19 protein-coding genes are annotated in these 17557 nt (G+C 66.9%); 15 read left to right on the forward strand and 4 right to left on the reverse strand.

Annotated elements, in window-relative coordinates:
- Positions 1 to 66 precede the first annotated feature (66 nt).
- The 4 genes from QFZ83_RS16550 (at position 67) to QFZ83_RS16565 (ending at position 2419) form a co-directional block, all read left to right on the forward strand.
- Positions 67 to 426: a hypothetical protein gene (locus QFZ83_RS16550; protein WP_307508154.1), complete on the forward strand. Its 360-nt coding sequence runs from the start codon at positions 67 to 69 to the stop codon at positions 424 to 426.
- Between the two features lie 169 nt (positions 427 to 595).
- Positions 596 to 1027, forward strand: a complete 432-nt coding sequence (locus QFZ83_RS16555; protein WP_013540859.1) for a VOC family protein — start codon at positions 596 to 598, stop codon at positions 1025 to 1027.
- An 8-nt stretch (positions 1028 to 1035) separates the two neighbouring features.
- Positions 1036 to 1935, forward strand: a complete 900-nt coding sequence (locus tag QFZ83_RS16560) for an amino acid ABC transporter substrate-binding protein (RefSeq protein WP_307508156.1) — start codon at positions 1036 to 1038, stop codon at positions 1933 to 1935.
- A gap of 100 nt (positions 1936 to 2035) precedes the next feature.
- On the forward strand, positions 2036 to 2419 hold the full coding sequence (locus QFZ83_RS16565) for a nuclear transport factor 2 family protein (RefSeq protein WP_013540857.1): 384 nt from the start codon (positions 2036 to 2038) through the stop codon (positions 2417 to 2419).
- Positions 2420 to 2583: 164 nt separating this feature from the next.
- Here QFZ83_RS16565 and QFZ83_RS16570 read toward each other — a convergent pair whose 3' ends face one another.
- On the reverse strand, positions 2584 to 3585 hold the full coding sequence (locus tag QFZ83_RS16570) for a sialic acid TRAP transporter substrate-binding protein SiaP (protein WP_307508159.1): 1002 nt from the start codon (positions 3583 to 3585) through the stop codon (positions 2584 to 2586).
- Between the two features lie 258 nt (positions 3586 to 3843).
- Between QFZ83_RS16570 and QFZ83_RS16575 the strand changes: the two genes are divergently transcribed.
- Positions 3844 to 5598: an IlvD/Edd family dehydratase gene (locus QFZ83_RS16575; protein WP_307508161.1), complete on the forward strand. Its 1755-nt coding sequence runs from the start codon at positions 3844 to 3846 to the stop codon at positions 5596 to 5598.
- Here QFZ83_RS16575 and QFZ83_RS16580 read toward each other — a convergent pair.
- Positions 5595 to 6209 (reverse strand): DJ-1/PfpI family protein, encoded by a 615-nt coding sequence (locus tag QFZ83_RS16580; protein ID WP_307508162.1) that lies wholly within the window; start codon positions 6207 to 6209, stop codon positions 5595 to 5597. The two genes, QFZ83_RS16575 and QFZ83_RS16580, sit on opposite strands and share 4 nt — an antisense overlap.
- Positions 6210 to 6270: 61 nt before the next feature.
- Between QFZ83_RS16580 and QFZ83_RS16585 the strand changes: the two genes are divergently transcribed.
- The 3 genes from QFZ83_RS16585 to QFZ83_RS16595 all read left to right on the forward strand — a co-directional run bounded on the left by QFZ83_RS16585 (position 6271) and on the right by QFZ83_RS16595 (position 9793).
- Positions 6271 to 7605, forward strand: a complete 1335-nt coding sequence (locus QFZ83_RS16585; RefSeq protein ID WP_307508164.1) for a PLP-dependent aminotransferase family protein — start codon at positions 6271 to 6273, stop codon at positions 7603 to 7605.
- Between the two features lie 89 nt (positions 7606 to 7694).
- Positions 7695 to 9134, forward strand: a complete 1440-nt coding sequence (locus tag QFZ83_RS16590) for a glycerophosphodiester phosphodiesterase family protein (RefSeq protein WP_307508166.1) — start codon at positions 7695 to 7697, stop codon at positions 9132 to 9134.
- 26 nt (positions 9135 to 9160) lie between these two features.
- Entirely contained in the window at positions 9161 to 9793 is a 633-nt protein-coding gene (locus tag QFZ83_RS16595) for a hemolysin III family protein (protein WP_307508168.1), read from the forward strand.
- Positions 9794 to 9805: 12 nt separating this feature from the next.
- Here the strand turns inward: QFZ83_RS16595 and bla are convergent, their stop codons facing one another.
- Positions 9806 to 10690 (reverse strand): class A beta-lactamase, encoded by an 885-nt coding sequence (bla, locus tag QFZ83_RS16600; RefSeq protein WP_307508170.1) that lies wholly within the window; start codon positions 10688 to 10690, stop codon positions 9806 to 9808.
- A 182-nt stretch (positions 10691 to 10872) separates the two neighbouring features.
- Between bla and QFZ83_RS16605 the strand changes: the two genes are divergently transcribed.
- Together QFZ83_RS16605 and QFZ83_RS16610 are read left to right on the forward strand one after the other, a co-directional pair.
- Entirely contained in the window at positions 10873 to 11211 is a 339-nt protein-coding gene (locus QFZ83_RS16605; RefSeq protein ID WP_307508173.1) for a helix-turn-helix transcriptional regulator, read from the forward strand.
- A 33-nt stretch (positions 11212 to 11244) separates the two neighbouring features.
- Positions 11245 to 11781 carry an SRPBCC family protein gene (locus QFZ83_RS16610; RefSeq protein WP_307508175.1) on the forward strand — a complete coding sequence of 179 codons (537 nt, stop codon included), beginning with the start codon at positions 11245 to 11247 and terminating at the stop codon, positions 11779 to 11781.
- A 14-nt stretch (positions 11782 to 11795) separates the two neighbouring features.
- On the opposite strand, the gene QFZ83_RS16615 is transcribed toward QFZ83_RS16610, so the two are convergent.
- On the reverse strand, positions 11796 to 12029 hold the full coding sequence (locus tag QFZ83_RS16615; protein ID WP_307508176.1) for a DUF3606 domain-containing protein: 234 nt from the start codon (positions 12027 to 12029) through the stop codon (positions 11796 to 11798).
- Between the two features lie 162 nt (positions 12030 to 12191).
- On the opposite strand from QFZ83_RS16615, the gene QFZ83_RS16620 reads away from it, so the two are divergent.
- The 5 genes from QFZ83_RS16620 to QFZ83_RS16640 all read left to right on the forward strand — a co-directional run bounded on the left by QFZ83_RS16620 (position 12192) and on the right by QFZ83_RS16640 (position 17554).
- Complete coding sequence (locus tag QFZ83_RS16620; RefSeq protein WP_307508178.1) at positions 12192 to 12932, forward strand: glutamine amidotransferase; 741 nt, start codon at positions 12192 to 12194, stop codon at positions 12930 to 12932.
- A gap of 199 nt (positions 12933 to 13131) precedes the next feature.
- The gene (locus QFZ83_RS16625; protein WP_306877175.1) at positions 13132 to 13770 is read left to right on the forward strand and encodes a phosphatidylcholine/phosphatidylserine synthase; all 639 of its coding nucleotides are present in this window, start codon (positions 13132 to 13134) and stop codon (positions 13768 to 13770) included.
- A 26-nt stretch (positions 13771 to 13796) separates the two neighbouring features.
- Complete coding sequence (locus tag QFZ83_RS16630) at positions 13797 to 14378, forward strand: glutathione S-transferase family protein (RefSeq protein WP_307508180.1); 582 nt, start codon at positions 13797 to 13799, stop codon at positions 14376 to 14378.
- Between the two features lie 97 nt (positions 14379 to 14475).
- Positions 14476 to 16890, forward strand: coding sequence for a penicillin acylase family protein (locus tag QFZ83_RS16635; RefSeq protein WP_307508181.1), 2415 nt, complete (start codon positions 14476 to 14478; stop codon positions 16888 to 16890).
- Between the two features lie 22 nt (positions 16891 to 16912).
- A complete protein-coding gene (locus QFZ83_RS16640; protein WP_306877181.1) occupies positions 16913 to 17554 on the forward strand; it encodes a histidine phosphatase family protein in 642 nt (213 codons plus the stop codon).
- Positions 17555 to 17557 lie beyond the last annotated feature (3 nt).

A 17557-nucleotide genomic window follows, 5' to 3' on the forward strand; every position in this document is an offset into this window, starting at 1 on the left:
CGCACGGACCACTGCAAACGGCCGAGCTTTCCAACGATGTTCACCGGCACATCGAAAGGAGACCCCATGGCCGTCGAATGCAAGCTCCTGTCCACCCCGCTGATCGGGCGCATCTGGGAGGGCCGCACCCCCATCGCGCGGGCGGACGAATACCTGCGCTACAGCGTCGAGCACGGCATCGCCGAGATCGCGAAGAAGCCCGACTGCCTCGGCGTGCAGTATTTCCGCAAGCTGAACGGCAACGTGGCGGAGTTCCGCACCGTGTCGTTCTGGCGCTCGATCGATGAGATGCAGGCGATGCACGCCACGCGCGGCGATCCGCTGCGCGTAGCGCCCCTGGCGCGCGACCCCGAGTTCCTGCTGGAGCTGCCCGAATTTATCGACATCGTCGAGGTGCACGTCAATTCGTTGGGCGGCAACCGCTGAGGAAGCCCGCCGCTGCGGGCACGAGGTCGTCGTCCCATGAGTTGCGCAGCTCTGAGCTGGCTGTCGAAACATCACGAATGGTGGGGCTCAGCGAAGATATATATCGCTTTCGGTTATGCATCTTCGTTCTTAAAGTTGCGTCATTCCAACTTCAGCCCCACGACGCACCATGATCGAAGCAGCGCAACGCATTCCATTCCATCTCGCTTTCCCGGTGCGGGACATTGCCGAGGCCAGAGCCTTTTACGGCGACCTGCTGGAGTGTCCCGAAGGCCGGAGCGCTCCGGAGTGGGTCGATTTCGATTTCTATGGCCACCAGATCGTTGCGCATCTGGCGCCTGACGAGTGCGGTCACAAAAGCAGCAGTGCCGTCGACGGCCATCAGGTGCCGGTTCGTCATTTCGGCGCAATCGTGCCCATGGACAAATGGCAGGCCATGGCTGACAAGTTGGTCGCACAAAAGACCGCATTCGTGATCGAGCCCTACATCCGGTTCAAGGGCGAGCCTGGAGAGCAGGCCACGATGTTTTTCCTGGACCCCTCGGGCAATGCCATCGAGATGAAGTCCTTCGCGGACCTGAGCTCGCTCTTTGCGAAATAAGGATCCCCATGAAAACTCAAAGTCTGCTCAGCGCGGCGGTAGCCAGTGCCTTGGTACTGTTCAGCGCCTCGGCTGCCGCCGAGACGGATACCTTGAAGAAGCTCAAGGACACCGGTGTGATCACGATGGGTGTGCGCGATGGTTCCGGCGCGATTTCGTTCACCACGGGCCCCGGCAAATACACCGGCTTCCATGTCGAAATCTGCGAACGCGTCATTGCCGACATCAAGAAGTCGGCGCAACTCGACAAGCTGGAAGTGCGATACCAGTTGGTGACTCCGCAGAACCGCATACCGCTTGTCCAGAACGGAACAGTCGATATCGAATGCGGCACGACGACCAACAACGCCACACGGCAAAAAGAAGTTGCCTTCGCGCCGACCCTTTATGTCGAGGGGGTTCGCATTGCGGTCAAAGCCAATTCGCCCATCAAGTCGACGACCCAGCTTGCCGGCAAGACAGTCGCCGCCACGTCCGGAAGCACATCGGTCCAGTTGCTGCGAAAGCTCAAGAGCGACGCGACCGAGTTGATGGCCAAGGACAACAGCGAGGGATTTCTGTTGTTGGAGACCGGCCGGGCCGACGCGTTTGTCGCGGATGGGCAGATCCTCGCGACGCTGATATCCAAGAGCAAAGAACCCGCTCAGTACAGGTTGCTCGACCAGGTCCTGAGCACCGAGCCCATTGCAATCATGTTGCCCAAGGGCGATAGCGCTTTCAAGAAAGCCGTCGATCAAAGCATCGTGGCGATGGCCAGAAGCGGCGAGGTCGCGCGCATCTATGACAAATGGTTCATGAAGCCGATCCCGCCTCAGAACGCCATCGTCGGATTGCCTGCGACGGAAATAACCAAAGCAGCCTGGGCGAATCCGACCGACAAGCCGATGGAAGCGTACGAAGTGCGGTAGTGAGCAGCACCGCTCGCTTCGTGCGTCAGGCGATTCATCCATCCATCCCGGCTTTTTTCAGCTTTTCCAAAAACTCCTTTCAACGACCGGAAGTGACCCCATGAGCAAACCCACCTACGTACCGGAATACCAATCCATTGTCGAAGTGCTGAACAAGTACAACGAAGGCTGCAAGCAGGCCAAGAGCAGCATCATGAAGCCGGCCTTCAGTGACAAGGCGACGATGTTCAGCGTCGATGGCGACGGCAAGCTGGCCGGCGGCGCGATCCAAGCCTTGTTCGACGGCATCGACAGCGGATTTCGCCCATCGCCCGAAGCCCAAGGTGCCATCGTCAGGGTCGACATCGTCGGCACCGCTGCCAGCGCGCGCATCGATACCAACGACGTCTCGGGCTTTTGCTTTACCGACTTCTTTCATCTTCTGAAAGTCGAAGGCAAATGGACGGTGGTCAGCAAGATCTTTCACACCCACGTGGCGCCTTGACCCGTGGCTTGGGCGGGCCCGGCCCGCATGGTTGGTAAGCCGTTCAAACCTTTCCTTAGGGAGTCACCCCTCCAGCAGGTCTTCGAGCATCAGCGGCAGCCGGCGCAGCCGCTTGCCGGTCGCGTGGAACACCCTTGGCGCTCTGCGCCGGCTCTGATGGCCGATCAGTTCGCGCCGCCGCCGAGCGCCTGCAGCTTCGCGTAGTCACCCGGCCGCGCGCCGAACTGCTCGGGCGTCGAGCGCTTCGCGATGCGCTCGAGGAACGCCTGCCGGTTGACCGGCGAGACCGTCATGCCCTTGCCGCGCAGGAACTGCTCGTCTTCGAGCTCGCCGGCGATCACGCCGACGTTGGTCCACTTGGCGGTTTCCACCAACGTCTTCTCGACCATCGCCTGCTGCGCCGGCGTGAGCTTCGCCCACGCGGCCTTGCCGATGACGATGCCCAGGGTGTCGTAAATGTGCCCGGTCAGCTGCACGTATTTCTGCACCTCGTAGAGGCGCTTGTCCTTCACCGTGCCGAGCGGGTTCTCCTGCGCTTCGACCTCGCCCTTCTTCAGCGAGCCGTAGAGGCTCATGAAGGGCAGCGTGATGGGCTTGGCATCGAGCGCGGTGGCAAAGAGCTGGTAGGCCGAAGCGTCGGGCACATACAGGCGCAGGTCGCGAAAGTCCTCGGGCTTCTGCAACGGCTTGCTCGACGTCACCTGCCGCGCGCCGTAGTACACCGGCGCGACCATGTGGTTGCCGCTCTTCTCGTCGTAGCCCTTCATCAGCTCCGCGAGCAGCGGGCTCGCGAGGTACTTGCGCATGTGGGCAAGGTCCTTGAAGGCGAAGGGGTAGCTCCCGAGGCGCAGCGGCGGATAGACATCGGCCAGCGTGGCCTGCCCGACGTAGGCGATCTGCATGGAATCGTTGGCGAGCATCAGGGCGAAGTCGCCCTCCTGCCCCAGCTTGGACGACGGCACCACCTCGATCTTGATCTTGCCCTCGGACTGCTCGCCGATCTTGCGTGCCGCCAGCTCCGCCTGCTGGTGAAAGATGCTGCCGGGCTCGAAGACATGGCCCCATTTCAGTTGCAGCACCTGCGCCTGGGCGGCCGCGCTCGCGACAACGCCACCCAGTGCCATCAGCAGGACGCCCGCCCGGCGCCACGGCAAGAAGCTTTTCATGAACTCTCCCTCGGTTTGAGAAGGTCAACACAGTGCAAATTGCGCGCCAGAGCACCGGTCGGCCGCTAGAACGAGTCCGGCGCACGGATCGTAAGGATTTGAAACAAAGGTGGTAACCGGGGTTTGCCCGACTGCGGGCATACGATGGTGTCCCCACCCACCCGTTTCCAGAAGCCGAGCCATGCCAGCTGCATTGCGCGCCCTGCGCGCCGACATCACCACGCTGCAGGTCGCACCCACAACTCGAGAAAATCCACCATGTCCGATTCCCCTTTCGAGCCCGACGACAGCGCTCCAGACAACAACGCAGGCATGCGCAAGGGCCTGACCAGCTACGGTGATCGCGGCTTCTCGCTCTTCTTGCGCAAGGCCTTCATCAAGGGCGCGGGCTTTACCGATGCGGCGCTCGACCGCCCCGTGGTCGGTATCGCCAACACCGGCAGCGCCTACAACCCGTGCCACGGCAATGCGCCGCAACTCATCGAGGCGGTCAAGCGCGGCGTGATGCTCGCGGGCGGGCTGCCGATGGACTTTCCGACGATCTCGGTGCACGAGAGCTTCGCCGCGCCGACCAGCATGTACCTGCGCAACCTGATGTCGATGGACACCGAGGAGATGGTGCGCGCGCAGCCCATGGATGCCGTGGTGCTCATCGGCGGCTGCGACAAGACCGTGCCCGCGCAGCTCATGGGTGCGGCGTCTGCGGGGCTGCCGTCGATCCAGCTCATCACCGGCTCGATGCTCACCGGCAGCCACCGCGGCGAGCGCGTGGGCGCCTGCACCGACTGCCGCCGCTACTGGGGCAAGTACCGCGCGGGCGAGATCGACATCGAGGAAACCGCCGACGTCAACAACCAGCTCGTGGCCAGCGTGGGCACCTGCTCGGTGATGGGCACGGCCAGCACCATGGCCTGCATCGCCGAGGCGCTGGGCATGACGATGCCGGGCGGCGCATCGCCGCCAGCGGTGACCGCCGACCGCATCCGCATCGCCGAACAGACCGGCGCACAGGCGGTGCAAATGGCACGCGACCGGCTCACCATCGACAAGGTGCTGACGCCCGCCGCCTTCGAGAACGCGATGCGCGTGCTGCTGGCCATCGGCGGCTCGACCAACGGCATCGTGCACCTGGCGGCCATCGCGGGGCGCATGGGCCTGGACATCGACCTGCACGCGCTCGACCGCATGGGCCGCGAGACGCCAGTGCTGCTCGACCTGAAGCCCTCGGGCCAGCACTACATGGAAGACTTCCACGCCGCGGGCGGCATGGCGACGCTGCTGCGCGAGCTGAAGCCGCTGCTGCACCTGGACGCGCTCACGGTCACTGGCCGCACGCTCGGCGAAGAGATCGAGCGCGCGGGCCCGGGCTTCAGGCAGGACGTGGTGCGGCCCGCGAGCCAGCCGATCTATCCGCAGGGCGGCATCGCGGTGCTGTGGGGCAACCTCGCGCCGGGCGGCGCGATCATCAAGCAGTCGGCCGCCGATGCGAAGCTCATGGAACACGAAGGCCGCGCGGTGGTGTTCGAGAATGCCGAGGACCTGGTGACGTGCATCGACAGCGACGACCTCGACGTGACCGCCGACGACATCCTCGTGCTCAAGAACATCGGCCCCAAGGGCGCGCCGGGCATGCCCGAAGCCGGCTACATCCCGATTCCGCGCAAGCTCGCGCGGGCCGGCGTGAAGGACATCGTGCGCATCTCCGACGGTCGCATGAGCGGCACGGCCTTCGGCACCATCGTGCTGCACGTCACGCCCGAGTCGGCCATCGGCGGGCCGCTGGCTTATGTGCGGAGCGGCGACCGCATCCGGCTCAGCGTGGCGAATCGCGAGATTTCGCTGCTGGTGTCCGACGACGAGCTCGCGCGCCGCGCGAAGGAAACGGTGGTGGTCGAGCCGACCGCCGACCGGGGCTACAAGAAGCTCTTCCTGCAGACGGTGACGCAGGCAGACAAGGGCGTGGACTTCGACTTCCTGCGCGCGCCGAACACGGTGGGCAAGGTGCCGCGCTAGGCAGCGGGGGCGGTCTCCAGGAACGGCGTGATGTTGCGCATCGCGCGCTCGACGTAGTCTTCTTTTTCTCCCACGGGCGCAACGTAGTGCATCGCGCTGCGGGCCTCCTCAAGGCTCACCAGCCGGGCGATGACCCAGGCCGCGAGGTACTGCGACGCGAGACAGCCGCCGGCCGTCGCCACATTGCCGTTGGCGACGAAGGCCTGGTTCAGCACGGCGATGCCGGCGGCCTGGACCCACGGCTTGGTCGTCAGGTCCGTGCAGGCCGGAACGCCATCGAGCAGACCGAGCTTTGCCAGCACCAGCGCGCCGGAGCACTGCGCGCCCAGAAGCTGCCGCGACGGGTCGAGCTGCAACTGCGCCATCAAGCCCGCATCGGCAACCACCTCGCGCGTCTGCATGCCGCTGCCGACGATGACCGCATCGGCCTCGCTGGCTTCGCGAAGCGAGGCCTGCGCTTCGAGCACCACGCCGTTCATCGAACGCACGCGCGCGGTCGGGCTCGCGATCGACACGCGCCAGCCCGGCGTCTTGATGCGGTTGAGGATGCCGAGCGCGATGAGCGAGTCGAGCTCGTTGAAGCCTTCGAAGGTGAGGATGGCGATGTGCATGGGCCTCATCGTAGGCAGGTCGATCAATACAATCAAAAAATTGTCATGGATACATTGCCGCATGCCTCAAGCCCGCTACAAGCAGTTGGTCGACGCGCTCGCCGCGCAGATTCGCGACGGCAGCCTGCCACCCGGTACGCGACTGCCGACACTGCGCAAACTCGCGGCGCAAAAAGGTCTGGCGCTCGTCACCGCAAGCCGCGTCTATGCCGAGCTGCAGGCGATGGGCCTCGTCAGCGGCGAGACCGGCCGCGGCACCTTCGTGCGCGAAAGCCTGCTGCCCCGGGGCCTGGGCATCGATCAGCACGCCACGGCCTCGGGCATGGTCGACCTGAACTTCAACTACCCCTCGCTGCCGGGCCAGGCCGAGATGTTGCGCGCAGGCCTGCGCCAGCTCGCCGCTTCGGGTGACCTCGAAGCGCTGCTGCGCTACCAGCCGCACGGCGGGCGTCCGCATGAACGCGCGATCGTCGCCGGGCATCTCGCATCGCGCGGCCTCGCCGTGAACGCGGAGCAGGTGATGCTCGTGAGCGGCGCCCAGCACGGTCTCGCCACCACCGTCATGGCGCTGCTGCAACCGGGCGACGTGGTCGCGACCGATGCGCTCACCTACCCGGGCTTCAAGGTGCTGGCCGAAGCACACCGCCTGGAACTCGCGCCGATTCCCGCAGCCGGCCACGGCCCCGACCTCGATGCATTGGAGCGGCTGTGCAAGAGCCGCCGGGTGCGCGCCATCTACGCGATGCCGACGCTGCACAACCCGCTCGGCTGGGTGATGGGCGCGAGCCGGCGGCGGCAACTGGTGGCGATTGCCCGCCGGCATGGGCTGCTCATCATCGAAGACGCGGCCTACGCCTTTCTCGCCGAAGACGCGCCTGCGCCGCTCGCCGCGCTGGCACCGGAATCGACGGTCTATGTCTCGGGCATTTCCAAGAGCATCGCGACCGGGCTGCGCGTCGGTTTCGTCGCCGCGCCGGCTGGATGGGTGCCTGCACTCGAACGCGCGATTCGCGCCACCACCTGGAACACACCCAGCGTGATGACGGCCATCGCCTGCGGCTGGCTCGAAGACGGCACCGTGACGCGCCTGGAAGCGGAAAAACGCAGCGATGCGATGGCCCGGCAGGCGATTGCCGCCGATGTCTTCGCCGGCATGCGGTGCGTGCGCCACCCGTCGTCCTACTTCGTGTGGTTGCCGCTGGCGGAAGAGGTGCGCGCCGACCAGGTGGCCCAGGCGCTCATGCGCGACGGGATATCGGTGTCGACGGCCGAACCGTTCGCGACCTCCGCGCAGGTGCCGCATGCCATACGCCTCGCGCTGGGATCGGTCGGCCTGGACACGCTGCACGACGCGCTGGCGCAGGTCAGGCGCACGATCGACGCGCACACCATCTGAGGCGCGGGCCTCTGGCGGTCACCGTGCCGTCACGGGCCAAACCTAGCATCCGCGGGCTTTCGTCTCTTCAAAAACACTCGAAAACCAATATGACAAAGAACGTTCCTGCGCCCGCTCCCCGTCCGCTGCGCGCGGCCCTCGTGGCCCTCGGCGGCAGCCTCGCCATTGCAGCCTGCGGCGGCGGTGGCAACGACGGCCCGGTGTTCCCGATCATTCCCCCGGCGCCGGCACCTGCACCCGCTCCGGCGCCCGCGCCCCAGCCTTCGCCGCTGGGCACGCTGGACGGCTCCGTGCCACTGGTCATCGGCCACCGCGGCCTGCCGGGCCTGTTCCCCGAGGAAACGCAGAAGGCGTACGAAGCAGCGGCCGATGCCGGCGCCGACTCGCTCGAAACCGACCTGCACCTCACCAAGGACTGCGTGCTGGTCGCGCGCCACAACCCCTGGCTGAGCGACAACACCAACATCGCCGAGGTCGCCAAGACCAACGCCACCGTGGCAGGCCGCAAGCGCACCGTGCCCGGCGTGCTGGTCGATGTGAAGTACCCGCCCGTGCCAGAGAACGGCCCGCCGCAGTACCTGAGCGACCTGACCGACCCGAAGGATCCGAAGTCCGTGCTCAAGTCGCTCATCGTCGACGGCGAGGACCACACCAACGACTGGTCGATCACCGACTTCACGATGGCCGAGCTCAAACAGTGGCTTGGCGGCACCACCTACGACGCCGCCGACCAGCGCCCCACCGAGCTCAACGGCAAGCTGCCGATCCTGAGCTTCCAGGAAGTGATCGACATTGCCAAGGCGAAGTCGAAGTCCACCGGCCGCGCACTCACCGTGTACCCGGAAACCAAGAACCCGATCTGGAACAACGCGCAGGCCATCGCCAACGGCTGCGGCCCCGCCGGAAGCCACCCGCTCGAAGACGCACTGCTCAAGGCGATGAACTTCAACGGCCTCAACAGCAAGGACGCGCCGATCTTCGTGCAGAGCTTCGAGCCCGAGAGCCTGAAGTACCTGCGCTCGGCCGGCCTGAAGGCCCGCGCAGTGCAACTGGTCGACGGCAACGACGTCAACTACCAGACCGGTGAAATGATCTACGTCACCAACGACGTCTACACCTTCGTCGATGGCCGGCCCTACAGCTGGACGCTGGCCGGCAACCCGAAATGGTTCGGCGAGATGCTCACGCCCGCAGGCCTTGCCGAGGTGAAGACCTACGCCGATGGCATCGGCCCGTGGAAGCCGCAAGTCATGGCGCACACCATCGTGCCTTTCGTCGCAGGCAAGGGCCTGGCCGACGTGAACACCATCAAGCCTACGGCGCTGATCGCCGACGCCCACAAGGCCGGCCTGTTCGTTCACAGCTACACCTTCCGCAACGAAGCCAAGTACCTCGCAGGCGTCTACAAGGGCGACCCGGTGGCCGAGTACCTCGCTTACTTCCGCGCGGGCATCGACGGCGTGTTCTCGGACTTCGCGAACACCGCCTTCGCGGCGCGCCAGGCCTATCTGAAGGAAACCGGCCGCTGAGGCCGGCCGGACGGCAGGCGGCACGCATGTATCACGGCGAACGACTCAACGGATACAGCCACCTGCTGGGCCTGGTGCTCGCACTGCCCGCGGCCGCGCTGCTGCTGGCCAAGACCGTACCGACCGGCGACCCCGCGCGCATCGTGGGGGCGCTGGTCTTTTCGCTTTCGGCCGTGGCGCTGTATGCGGCCTCGACGCTGTTCCACAGCACGCGCGGGCGCTTGAAGCGCGTGTGGGAGCGGGCCGATCACTGCGCCATCTACCTGCTGATCGCCGGCACGTACACGCCCTTCGCGCTCGTCACGCTGCAGGGCTTCTGGGGCTGGCTGCTGCTTGCGACGATTTGGGGCGCTGCGTTCTACGGCATCTGGCGCGAGCTGCGACCACCCAAACGCAGCGATGCCGATGCGCCGCAGAAACCGCCGCTTGCGTTGTATATCGGCATGGGCTGGCTCGGCGTGCTCGCGGCCGTGCCGCTCGCGGCACGCCTCGAAGGCGGCGGACTCGCGTGGCTGCTGATCGGCGGCGTGCTGTACACCGCCGGCACCGTGTTCTATCGCAACAGCTTCGGGCTGCGGCATGCACACGGCGCGTGGCACCTGTTCGTGCTGGCGGGGACGGCGAGCCACTATGTGGCTGTGGGATGGTTCGTGCTGTAGCGGCTGCGCGGATCAGGCCAACGCACCCACCGCAATGCGCGTCGCCGATGCCACGACATCGTTGCGCCCTTTCGCATCCTTGTCCGGAAACGTCAGGTACACCGCCAGCACCAGCGGCGCACCGGCCGGCGGCCACAGCACGCCGACGTCGTTCGTCGTGCCGTAGGAGCCCGAGCCGGTCTTGTCGCCCACTTTCCAGCCCGCCGGCACGCCGGCCAGGAAGCGTTCGGTGCTGGTGGTGTTGCCCAGCAGCCAGGTCTTGAGTTGCTCGCGCTGCGCCGCGCCGAGTGCGTTGCCCAGCACCAGCCGCTCGACGCTGGCCGCCATGGCTGCGGGTGTGGTCGTGTCGCGCAGGTCGCCGGGAATGGCGGTGTTGAGTTCGGTCTCCCAGCGCTCGAGGCTGAAGACATCGTCACCGGCAGAACGCGCGAAGGTCGTTACCGCAGCCGGACCGCCCAGCATCTTCATCAGCAGGTTGGCTGCGCCGTTGTCGCTGTACTGAACCGTGGCGGCACACAGCTCGGCCACCGTCATGCCCGTTGCGACGTTCTTCTCGGTGATGGGCGAGTAGGTGACCAGGTCGCCCTTGGTGTAGTTGACGCGGCGCGCGAGAAAGCCGTTCTCCTTCGCGCTGCGCCCGAGAACCGCAGCGGCCAGCACGAGCTTGAAGGTGCTGCAGAGCGGAAAGCGCTCGTCCGCGCGGTGCTGCACGCGCGCGCCGGTGGCGGTGTTGAAGCCGATGACGCCGAGCCGGCCGCCCGATGCGCGTTCGAGCGCGGCAAGTTGCGCGAACGCATCCTGCTGCGCTCCCTTGGCGGACCACGCGGTGCAGGCGCTCGCAAGCGGGAGGACGGAAGCGGCGAGCAGGAGGGTGCGGCGATGTACGAGAGGATTCATGGGTTGCTTGACTGATGAATGAATGAATAAATGGAAACGAGACCTCATCGTAGGAGCGCGATCGTGCAGACCCAAGCACGCCACCTCTCATTCGCGTCTCGCGTGTATCGGGTGTAACGGATCGGCAAGTTAATTCAACTCAGTGGTTGAATGATCTTTGAAATCCATCTATATTCAACTTTATGGTTGAACTAGAGGACGAACGGCTCGACGCCGTATTCCACGCCCTGGCCGACGGTACGCGCCGCACCATGCTGCAACTGCTGGCCCAGGGCGACTGCAGCGTGGGCGAACTCGGCGCGCCGTTCCACATGTCTTTCGCGGGCGCGTCAAAGCACGTGAAGACACTGGAGCGCGCGGGCCTGGTCTCGCGCACCGTGCTCGGCCGGGCGCATGTCTGCCGGCTCGAACCGGCGGCGCTGGCGACGGCCGACGCGTGGCTGCGCCACTACGAAGGCTTCTGGAACACCCATCTCGACGCGCTGGCGGAGGAGCTGCGGCGCGACACATCCGGCAAGTAGCAAGCGAACGAACCCTCAAGGCGCACACATCCCATGACTCTCAAGCACAGCCTCGGTACACAGACAGCACCCGCCACCCTGCGCGTGGAGCGCATCCTGCCCGCGCCCGTCGAGCGCGTGTGGGCCTACCTCGTCGACCCCGAGAAGCGCAGGACCTGGCTGGCCGGCGGCTCCATGGCCGCAGCGCCGGGCGGTGTCTTCGAACTGCGCTTTCAGCACACCGAACTCTCGGGCGAAGAAGCGCCCGAGCACTACGCGGCTTATCGCAAGACGCACATCCAGAAATCGCGCGTGGTGCGCATCGAGCCGCCCAAACTCCTGACGATCACTTGGGGCAGCGAGAGCGACACCGCCTCCGAAGTTACCTTCGAACTCTCACCGAAGGGCGACGGCACGCGGCTCGTGCTCACGCACCGCCGCCTGCCGGACCGCAAGGAAACGGTGAGCGTCGCGAGCGGCTGGCATGCGCACCTGGAGGTGCTCGACGACGTGCTGCACCAGCGCAAGCCGCAGGGGTTCTGGACGAACCTCTCCGAACTGGAGGCGGCCTACGAAGCGCACGTGCGCTGAAGCCGGGCGCCGCGTCAGCTCGCGTCGTCGACCTTGTCCGCGTTCGTGGCGCTTCGGCTGCCCTTGAGGTAGAGCTCCACGTCGGCGGCCTTGTCGCCGACGGCTTCGATCGCTTCGGCCAGTTGTGCTTCGGTCACGTCGAATTCGCGGGTCCAGCGGGCGACCTGGCTCGTGTCGCCGCGGTCGATACGGAGCGTCGCTGCAGACGCGTCGTTGCCTTGGGTGCTCGTGGTCGGGTTGTTTGCCATGGGTCTCCTTGGTTGAACTTGAATGAAACAGGCTGAGCCCAGTTTTTTGGCCAACCGCGGCGCGTACGCGCGGGCACAGCGCGCATCGGCGGGTCGGACAAGGTCCAATCCATCGTTGCAGGCCGTAGCGCTCGCGGCCCGGGCTGCGGCATCATCCCGGCCATGGACAACCACCGCCCTCACCCGCTCGTCATCGTCAAGCTCGGCGACACCCATGCAAGGCTGCGCGAACGCCGCGGCGACTTCGAGCACTGGATCGCCGATGGCCTCGATTCGCAGACCCTTCCCCTCCTCGTGATCGACCCGCGCCGCGGCGACACGCTGCCTGAACCCGACGCAGTGTCTGGCGTGGTGATCACCGGCTCGCATGCCATGGTGTCGCACCGCGAGCCCTGGAGCGAGCGCACCGCCGAATGGCTCGCGCAGCTTGTGGCGCACGGCACGCCCGTGCTCGGCATCTGCTACGGCCACCAATTGCTCGCGCACGCGCTCGGCGGCGAGGCGGGCGACCATCCAGAAGGCATCGAGATCGGCACTGTGACCGTCACGCTCGACGAAGCTGCCGCCACCGATCCGCTGCTGCAGGGCTTGCCGGCCGAATTCCCCGCGCACGTGGTGCACCTGCAAAGTGCGCTGCGCCTCCCCGAAGGCGCCGTACGGCTGGCCGGGAACGCGCACGAGCCGGTGCAGGCGTTCCGCGTCGGCACGAATGCCTGGGGCGTGCAGTTCCACCCCGAGTTCGACGCCGAGACGATGCGCGGCTACGTCGACATGCTGGCCGACGACCTGAAGGCCCGCGGCACCGACGCCGCCGCGCTGCGCGACCGCGTGGCCGAAACCCCCACGGCCGCCGCGCTGCTCGGACGCTTCGCGCGCATCGCCGAAGCGCATCGCCATGCCTGACAGCTCCGCCGTGCCCTTCGCGCAGTTCGCCTCGGGCAGACGGCCGGGACGCTTGCGCACTTTTTTCTCAACGCCTGCGCGACGCCATCCGCCTAGGCTTTCAGACGGGACACGGCGTCGGAGCGCGACTACAAAAAGCGCCGCGCGCTTCGGTTAAGGTGCGGCTCACCCGTCCTCCGGCGTTCTTTCCTGCCTCTCCATGACCACACCTTCTCCCGCCCCGGCCCGCAAGCATTTCTCGATGATCCGCGGCTTTCATCTGGCCGACGTGTTCACGCTCGGCAATGCGGCCTGCGGCGTCGGCGGGGTGTTCCTGGCGATGGCCTACATGGCGAGCCAGTCGCTCGCGCAGTTCTACTGGGCGGCCGCGCTTGCACCGGCGGCGTTCATCTTCGACGTGTTCGACGGCCGCATCGCGCGCTGGCGCCAGACGCACTCCGCGCTCGGCCGCGAACTCGACTCGCTGGCCGACGTAATCTCGTTCGGCGTCGCGCCCGCTGCCCTCGGCTTCGCGGCGGGCCTGAACGGCGGGTGGGACTGCATCCTCCTCATCTATTTCGTGTGCTGCGGCGTGAGCCGGCTCGCGCGCTACAACGTCACGGCCGAGGCGCTGTCCGAAGGCGCTGACAAGGTGAAGTATTTCGAGGGCACGCCGATCCCGACCAGCGTGGTGCTGGTGGGCGTGCTGGCGTATGTGGCGTCGCAGGGCCACATCGGCAGTGCGGTCTGGGGCGGCGCCTGGGCCATCGGCCCGTGGCTGCTGCATCCGCTCGCGCTGCTGTTCGGGCTCTCGGGCACGCTGATGATCAGCAAGACGCTGCGCATTCCCAAGTTCTGATTTCCTCAAGCCGAAGGAGAACGTCCATGACCATGCAGCTGTATTTCGACCCGCAAAGCCGTTCGCAAGTCGCCAAGTGGATGCTCGACGAGGCCGGGGTCGACTACGAGATCGTGACCGCGCTCATCAAGGACAAGGCGCACAAGCGCCCCGAGTACCTGAAGATCAACCCGTCCGGCAAGCTGCCCGCGCTGGTCGACGGCCGCACGCGCATCTTCGAGAACGCGGCCATCTGCATGTACATCGCCGAGAAGTTTCCCGGCAAGCGGCTCGCGCCCTCCATCGGCACGCCCGAGCGCGGCCGCTACCTCTCGCTGATGGTCTATTCGACCGCGCAGTTCGAACCCGCCATGGGCGACAGCCTGATGAAAATCCGCAGCAACAACAGCGCGCGCGGCTGGACGAATTTCGAAGAAGCCAAGAATGCGGTCGAGCGCGAACTCGGCGATGGCCCGTATCTCTTCGGCGCGCAGTTCACCGCGGCGGACGTGATGATCGGTTCGTGCCTCATCTGGCATCGCGCCTTCGGCGGCAAGCTGAACCGCCCGAAGCTGGACGCCTACATCGACCGCCTGCAGGCGCGCCCCAAGGGCATGAAGTTCGGCTGAAGCATGCGCGGCGTGCCGCGCCCGTGACAGCGCGCGGCGGAGGCTCGCCCTCTAATCGGTTCCGGTTTCCATGCCTTTTCAAAACCACGCCAGCACCATGACTTCGAACACCCCGATCTTTCGGTTCCCGCCGACGGCCTTCCGTCTGAGCGTTCTGGGCCTCGCCGCCCTGCTCGGCGCCTGCGCCAGCGCGCCGCCCTCCAGCGGACGCAGCGTGACCATCGAGCGCACTACCTACGGCATCGCGCACATCACGGCGCCCGACTACGAAGGCCTGGCCTACGGCACCGCCTACGCGCACGCGCAGGACAACGTCTGCCAGACCGCCGAACACCTGCTCACGCTGCGCGGCGAGCGCTCGCAGTTCCTCGGCGCGCAGAACACCGGCGAGATCGGGCTGGGCCGGGCGCCCAATGCGCAGATCGACCTGTTCATCCGCTATCACATGGACGACGAGGCGCTCGCGCGCGCCGGGGCCACCACCAGCCTGGATGTGAAGGCCGCGTTGCGCGGCTACGTGGCGGGCTACAACCGCTACCTGCAGGATGCGGGCCCCAATGGTTTGCCCGCCGCCTGCCGTGGCAAGCCCTGGGTGCGGCCGATGACCATGGCCGACCTGTCGCGCGCCACCGAGATGTCGATGATCCAGGGCGGGCTGGGCGCGCTGGCCGGTGCGGTGCTGGCGGCTGTCCCGCCCGCACCCGTTGCGGCCGGAGTGAAGACCGGCGCAGCGCCCGTCGATCTGAAGGAAGCCGTGGCCGAAATCGGCCGCCACAGCTTCAACGCGAATCCCGAAGGTGGCGAGTTGGGCTCCAACGGCTGGGCGTTCGGGCGCAACGCCACGCCCGACGGGCGCGGCCTGCTGCTGGGCAATCCGCACTTTCCGTGGAACGGCACCAACCGCTTCTGGCAGATGCACCTCACCATCCCCGGCCAGCTCGACGTGATGGGTGCCTCCGGTGGCCTGAGCCCGGTGGTGGCGATCGGCTTCAACAAGGACGTGGCGTGGACCCACACCGTGTCGACCGGCAAGCGCTTCACGCTCTATGAACTGAAGCTCGACCCCAACGACCCGACCGTGTACCTGATCGACGGCCAGCCGAAGAAGATGGTCGCGCGCACCGTGGTGCTGCCGGCCACGGCCACGGGCGGCGGCGCGCCGGTGCAGCACACCTTCTATGCGACCGATTGGGGCCCCGTCATCTCGCTGCCGCGCGCCGGCCTCGGCTGGACCGCGCAGAAGGCCTATGCGATCCGCGACGCCAACACACTCAACGTGCGCTCGGCCGAGAGCTGGATGCGCATGGCGCGCGCCCGCAACGTGACCGAGCTGCGCGCCGCCATGGGCAACCAGGGCATGCCGTGGATCAACACCATCGCGGCCGACCGCGACGGCAACGCGATGTATGCCGACCTCTCGGTGGTGCCCGATGTGTCGGCCGACATGCTCCAGGCCTGCTCGCCCTCGCCCGCCGCCGCGGCGTTGCTCGGCGCGGCGGGCCTGCCGGTGCTCGACGGCTCGCGCAGCGCCTGCGCCTGGAACCGCGACATCACGGCCGCCGCGCCCGGCGTGATCGCACCGGCACGCATGCCGGTCGTCGTCACGCCGGACTACGTGCAGAACAGCAACGACAGCTTCTGGCTCAGCAACCCGCGCATCGCGCCGATGGCGGGCGTGTCGCCGCTGGTCGGCCCCATCGGCGTGCCGCAGCGGCTGCGCACGCGCAGCGGCATCCTGGAGATCGAAGGCCGCCTCGCGGGCACCGACGGCCTGCCCGGCAACCGCATGGGTGCGGCCGAGCTGCGCAACGTGATCTTCCGCGACAAGAACCTCGCCGGCATGCTCGTGATGGACGATCTGCAGGCAGCCTGCGCCGCCGGCGGCGCGGCGCTGAACGCCGACCAGGTGCTCGGTTGCCGCGTGCTCTCTGCGTGGGACCGCACCAGCAATGCCGATTCGAAGGGCGCCGCGCTGTTTCGCGAGTTCTGGCGCAAGGCCAAGGACCTGCCGAAGGTGTGGCGCGTGCCTTTCGACCCGGCACAGCCGGTGGCGACACCGGCCGGCCTCGACATGGCCACGCCCGCCACGCGCGAGGCGGTGTTCAAGGCGCTGGGCGACGCGGTCGGCATCGTGCGCACGGCGGGCTTTGCGGCCGACGTGCCGCTGGGCGTGCCGCAGTCGCGCGAGGTGCGCGGCCAGAAAATCGCGCTGCATGGCGGCGACGAGTTCGAGGGCGTGTTGAACAAGCTCGAATCGCAGGGCCAGTCGCTCATCGACCCGAAGGGCTACAACGTCAACTACGGCAGCAGCTACATGCAGGTCGTGACCTTCGACGAACGCGGCCCGGTCGCGCAGGGCCTGCTCACCTACGGCCAGAGCAGCGATCTCGCCTCGCCGCGCGCCTACGACCAGCTGCCGCTGTTCGCGGCGAAGCAATGGCATGCGCTGCCCTTCCATCCGGCGGACGTGCAGGCGCAGCGCGAAGGCCAGCCGATTCAACTGGCCTACTGAGCCATCGACGGATACCCGACCCATGTCACAGAAAACGCCCACCCACACGCCCGCCGGGGGCCTCGACCAGCTGGTCGAGATCGCCGCCACGCAGCCGCTCTCGCCGGCCTGCGACCACTTCTACTTTCTGCGCCATGGCCAGACCGGGCGCAACGCGCTGCGCATCTTCCAGGCGGTCGACGAACCATTGAGCGAGCTCGGGCTGCAACAGGCGGCGCATGCGGCCGAGCTGCTCGCGGGCGAGCCGATCCGCACCATCGTCTGCAGCGACGCGCGCCGCGCCTTCGACACCGCCCACACGGTGGCGGCAACGCTGCGGCTCACGCCCACAGCGCAGGCCGAGCTGCGCGAGCGCAACTTCGGCGCCCTGATCGGCACCTCGTCCGCCAACATCGACTGGGCCTGCGAGCCCGAAGGCGGCGAGACCCTCACGCAGTTCGTCGCTCGCAAGCGCGCGGCGCTCGATGCGGCCCTGAAGCAACCCGCACCCGTGCTGGTGGTGGCGCACGGCGGCACGCTGTACGCGCTGGCCGCGCTGCTGGGCGTGCCCATCGACGTCACCGTGCTTGGCAACGCGCAGCCATTGCGTTTTTCGCGCAGCGGCCCTACATGGGCCATAACGCCGCTGCTGCGGCATGTCGATGGCGCCTCCGCGCTGGCCTAGCCA

It is taken from the genome of Variovorax sp. W1I1 (assembly GCF_030815625.1).
Lineage (GTDB): Bacteria > Pseudomonadota > Gammaproteobacteria > Burkholderiales > Burkholderiaceae_C > Variovorax > Variovorax paradoxus_C.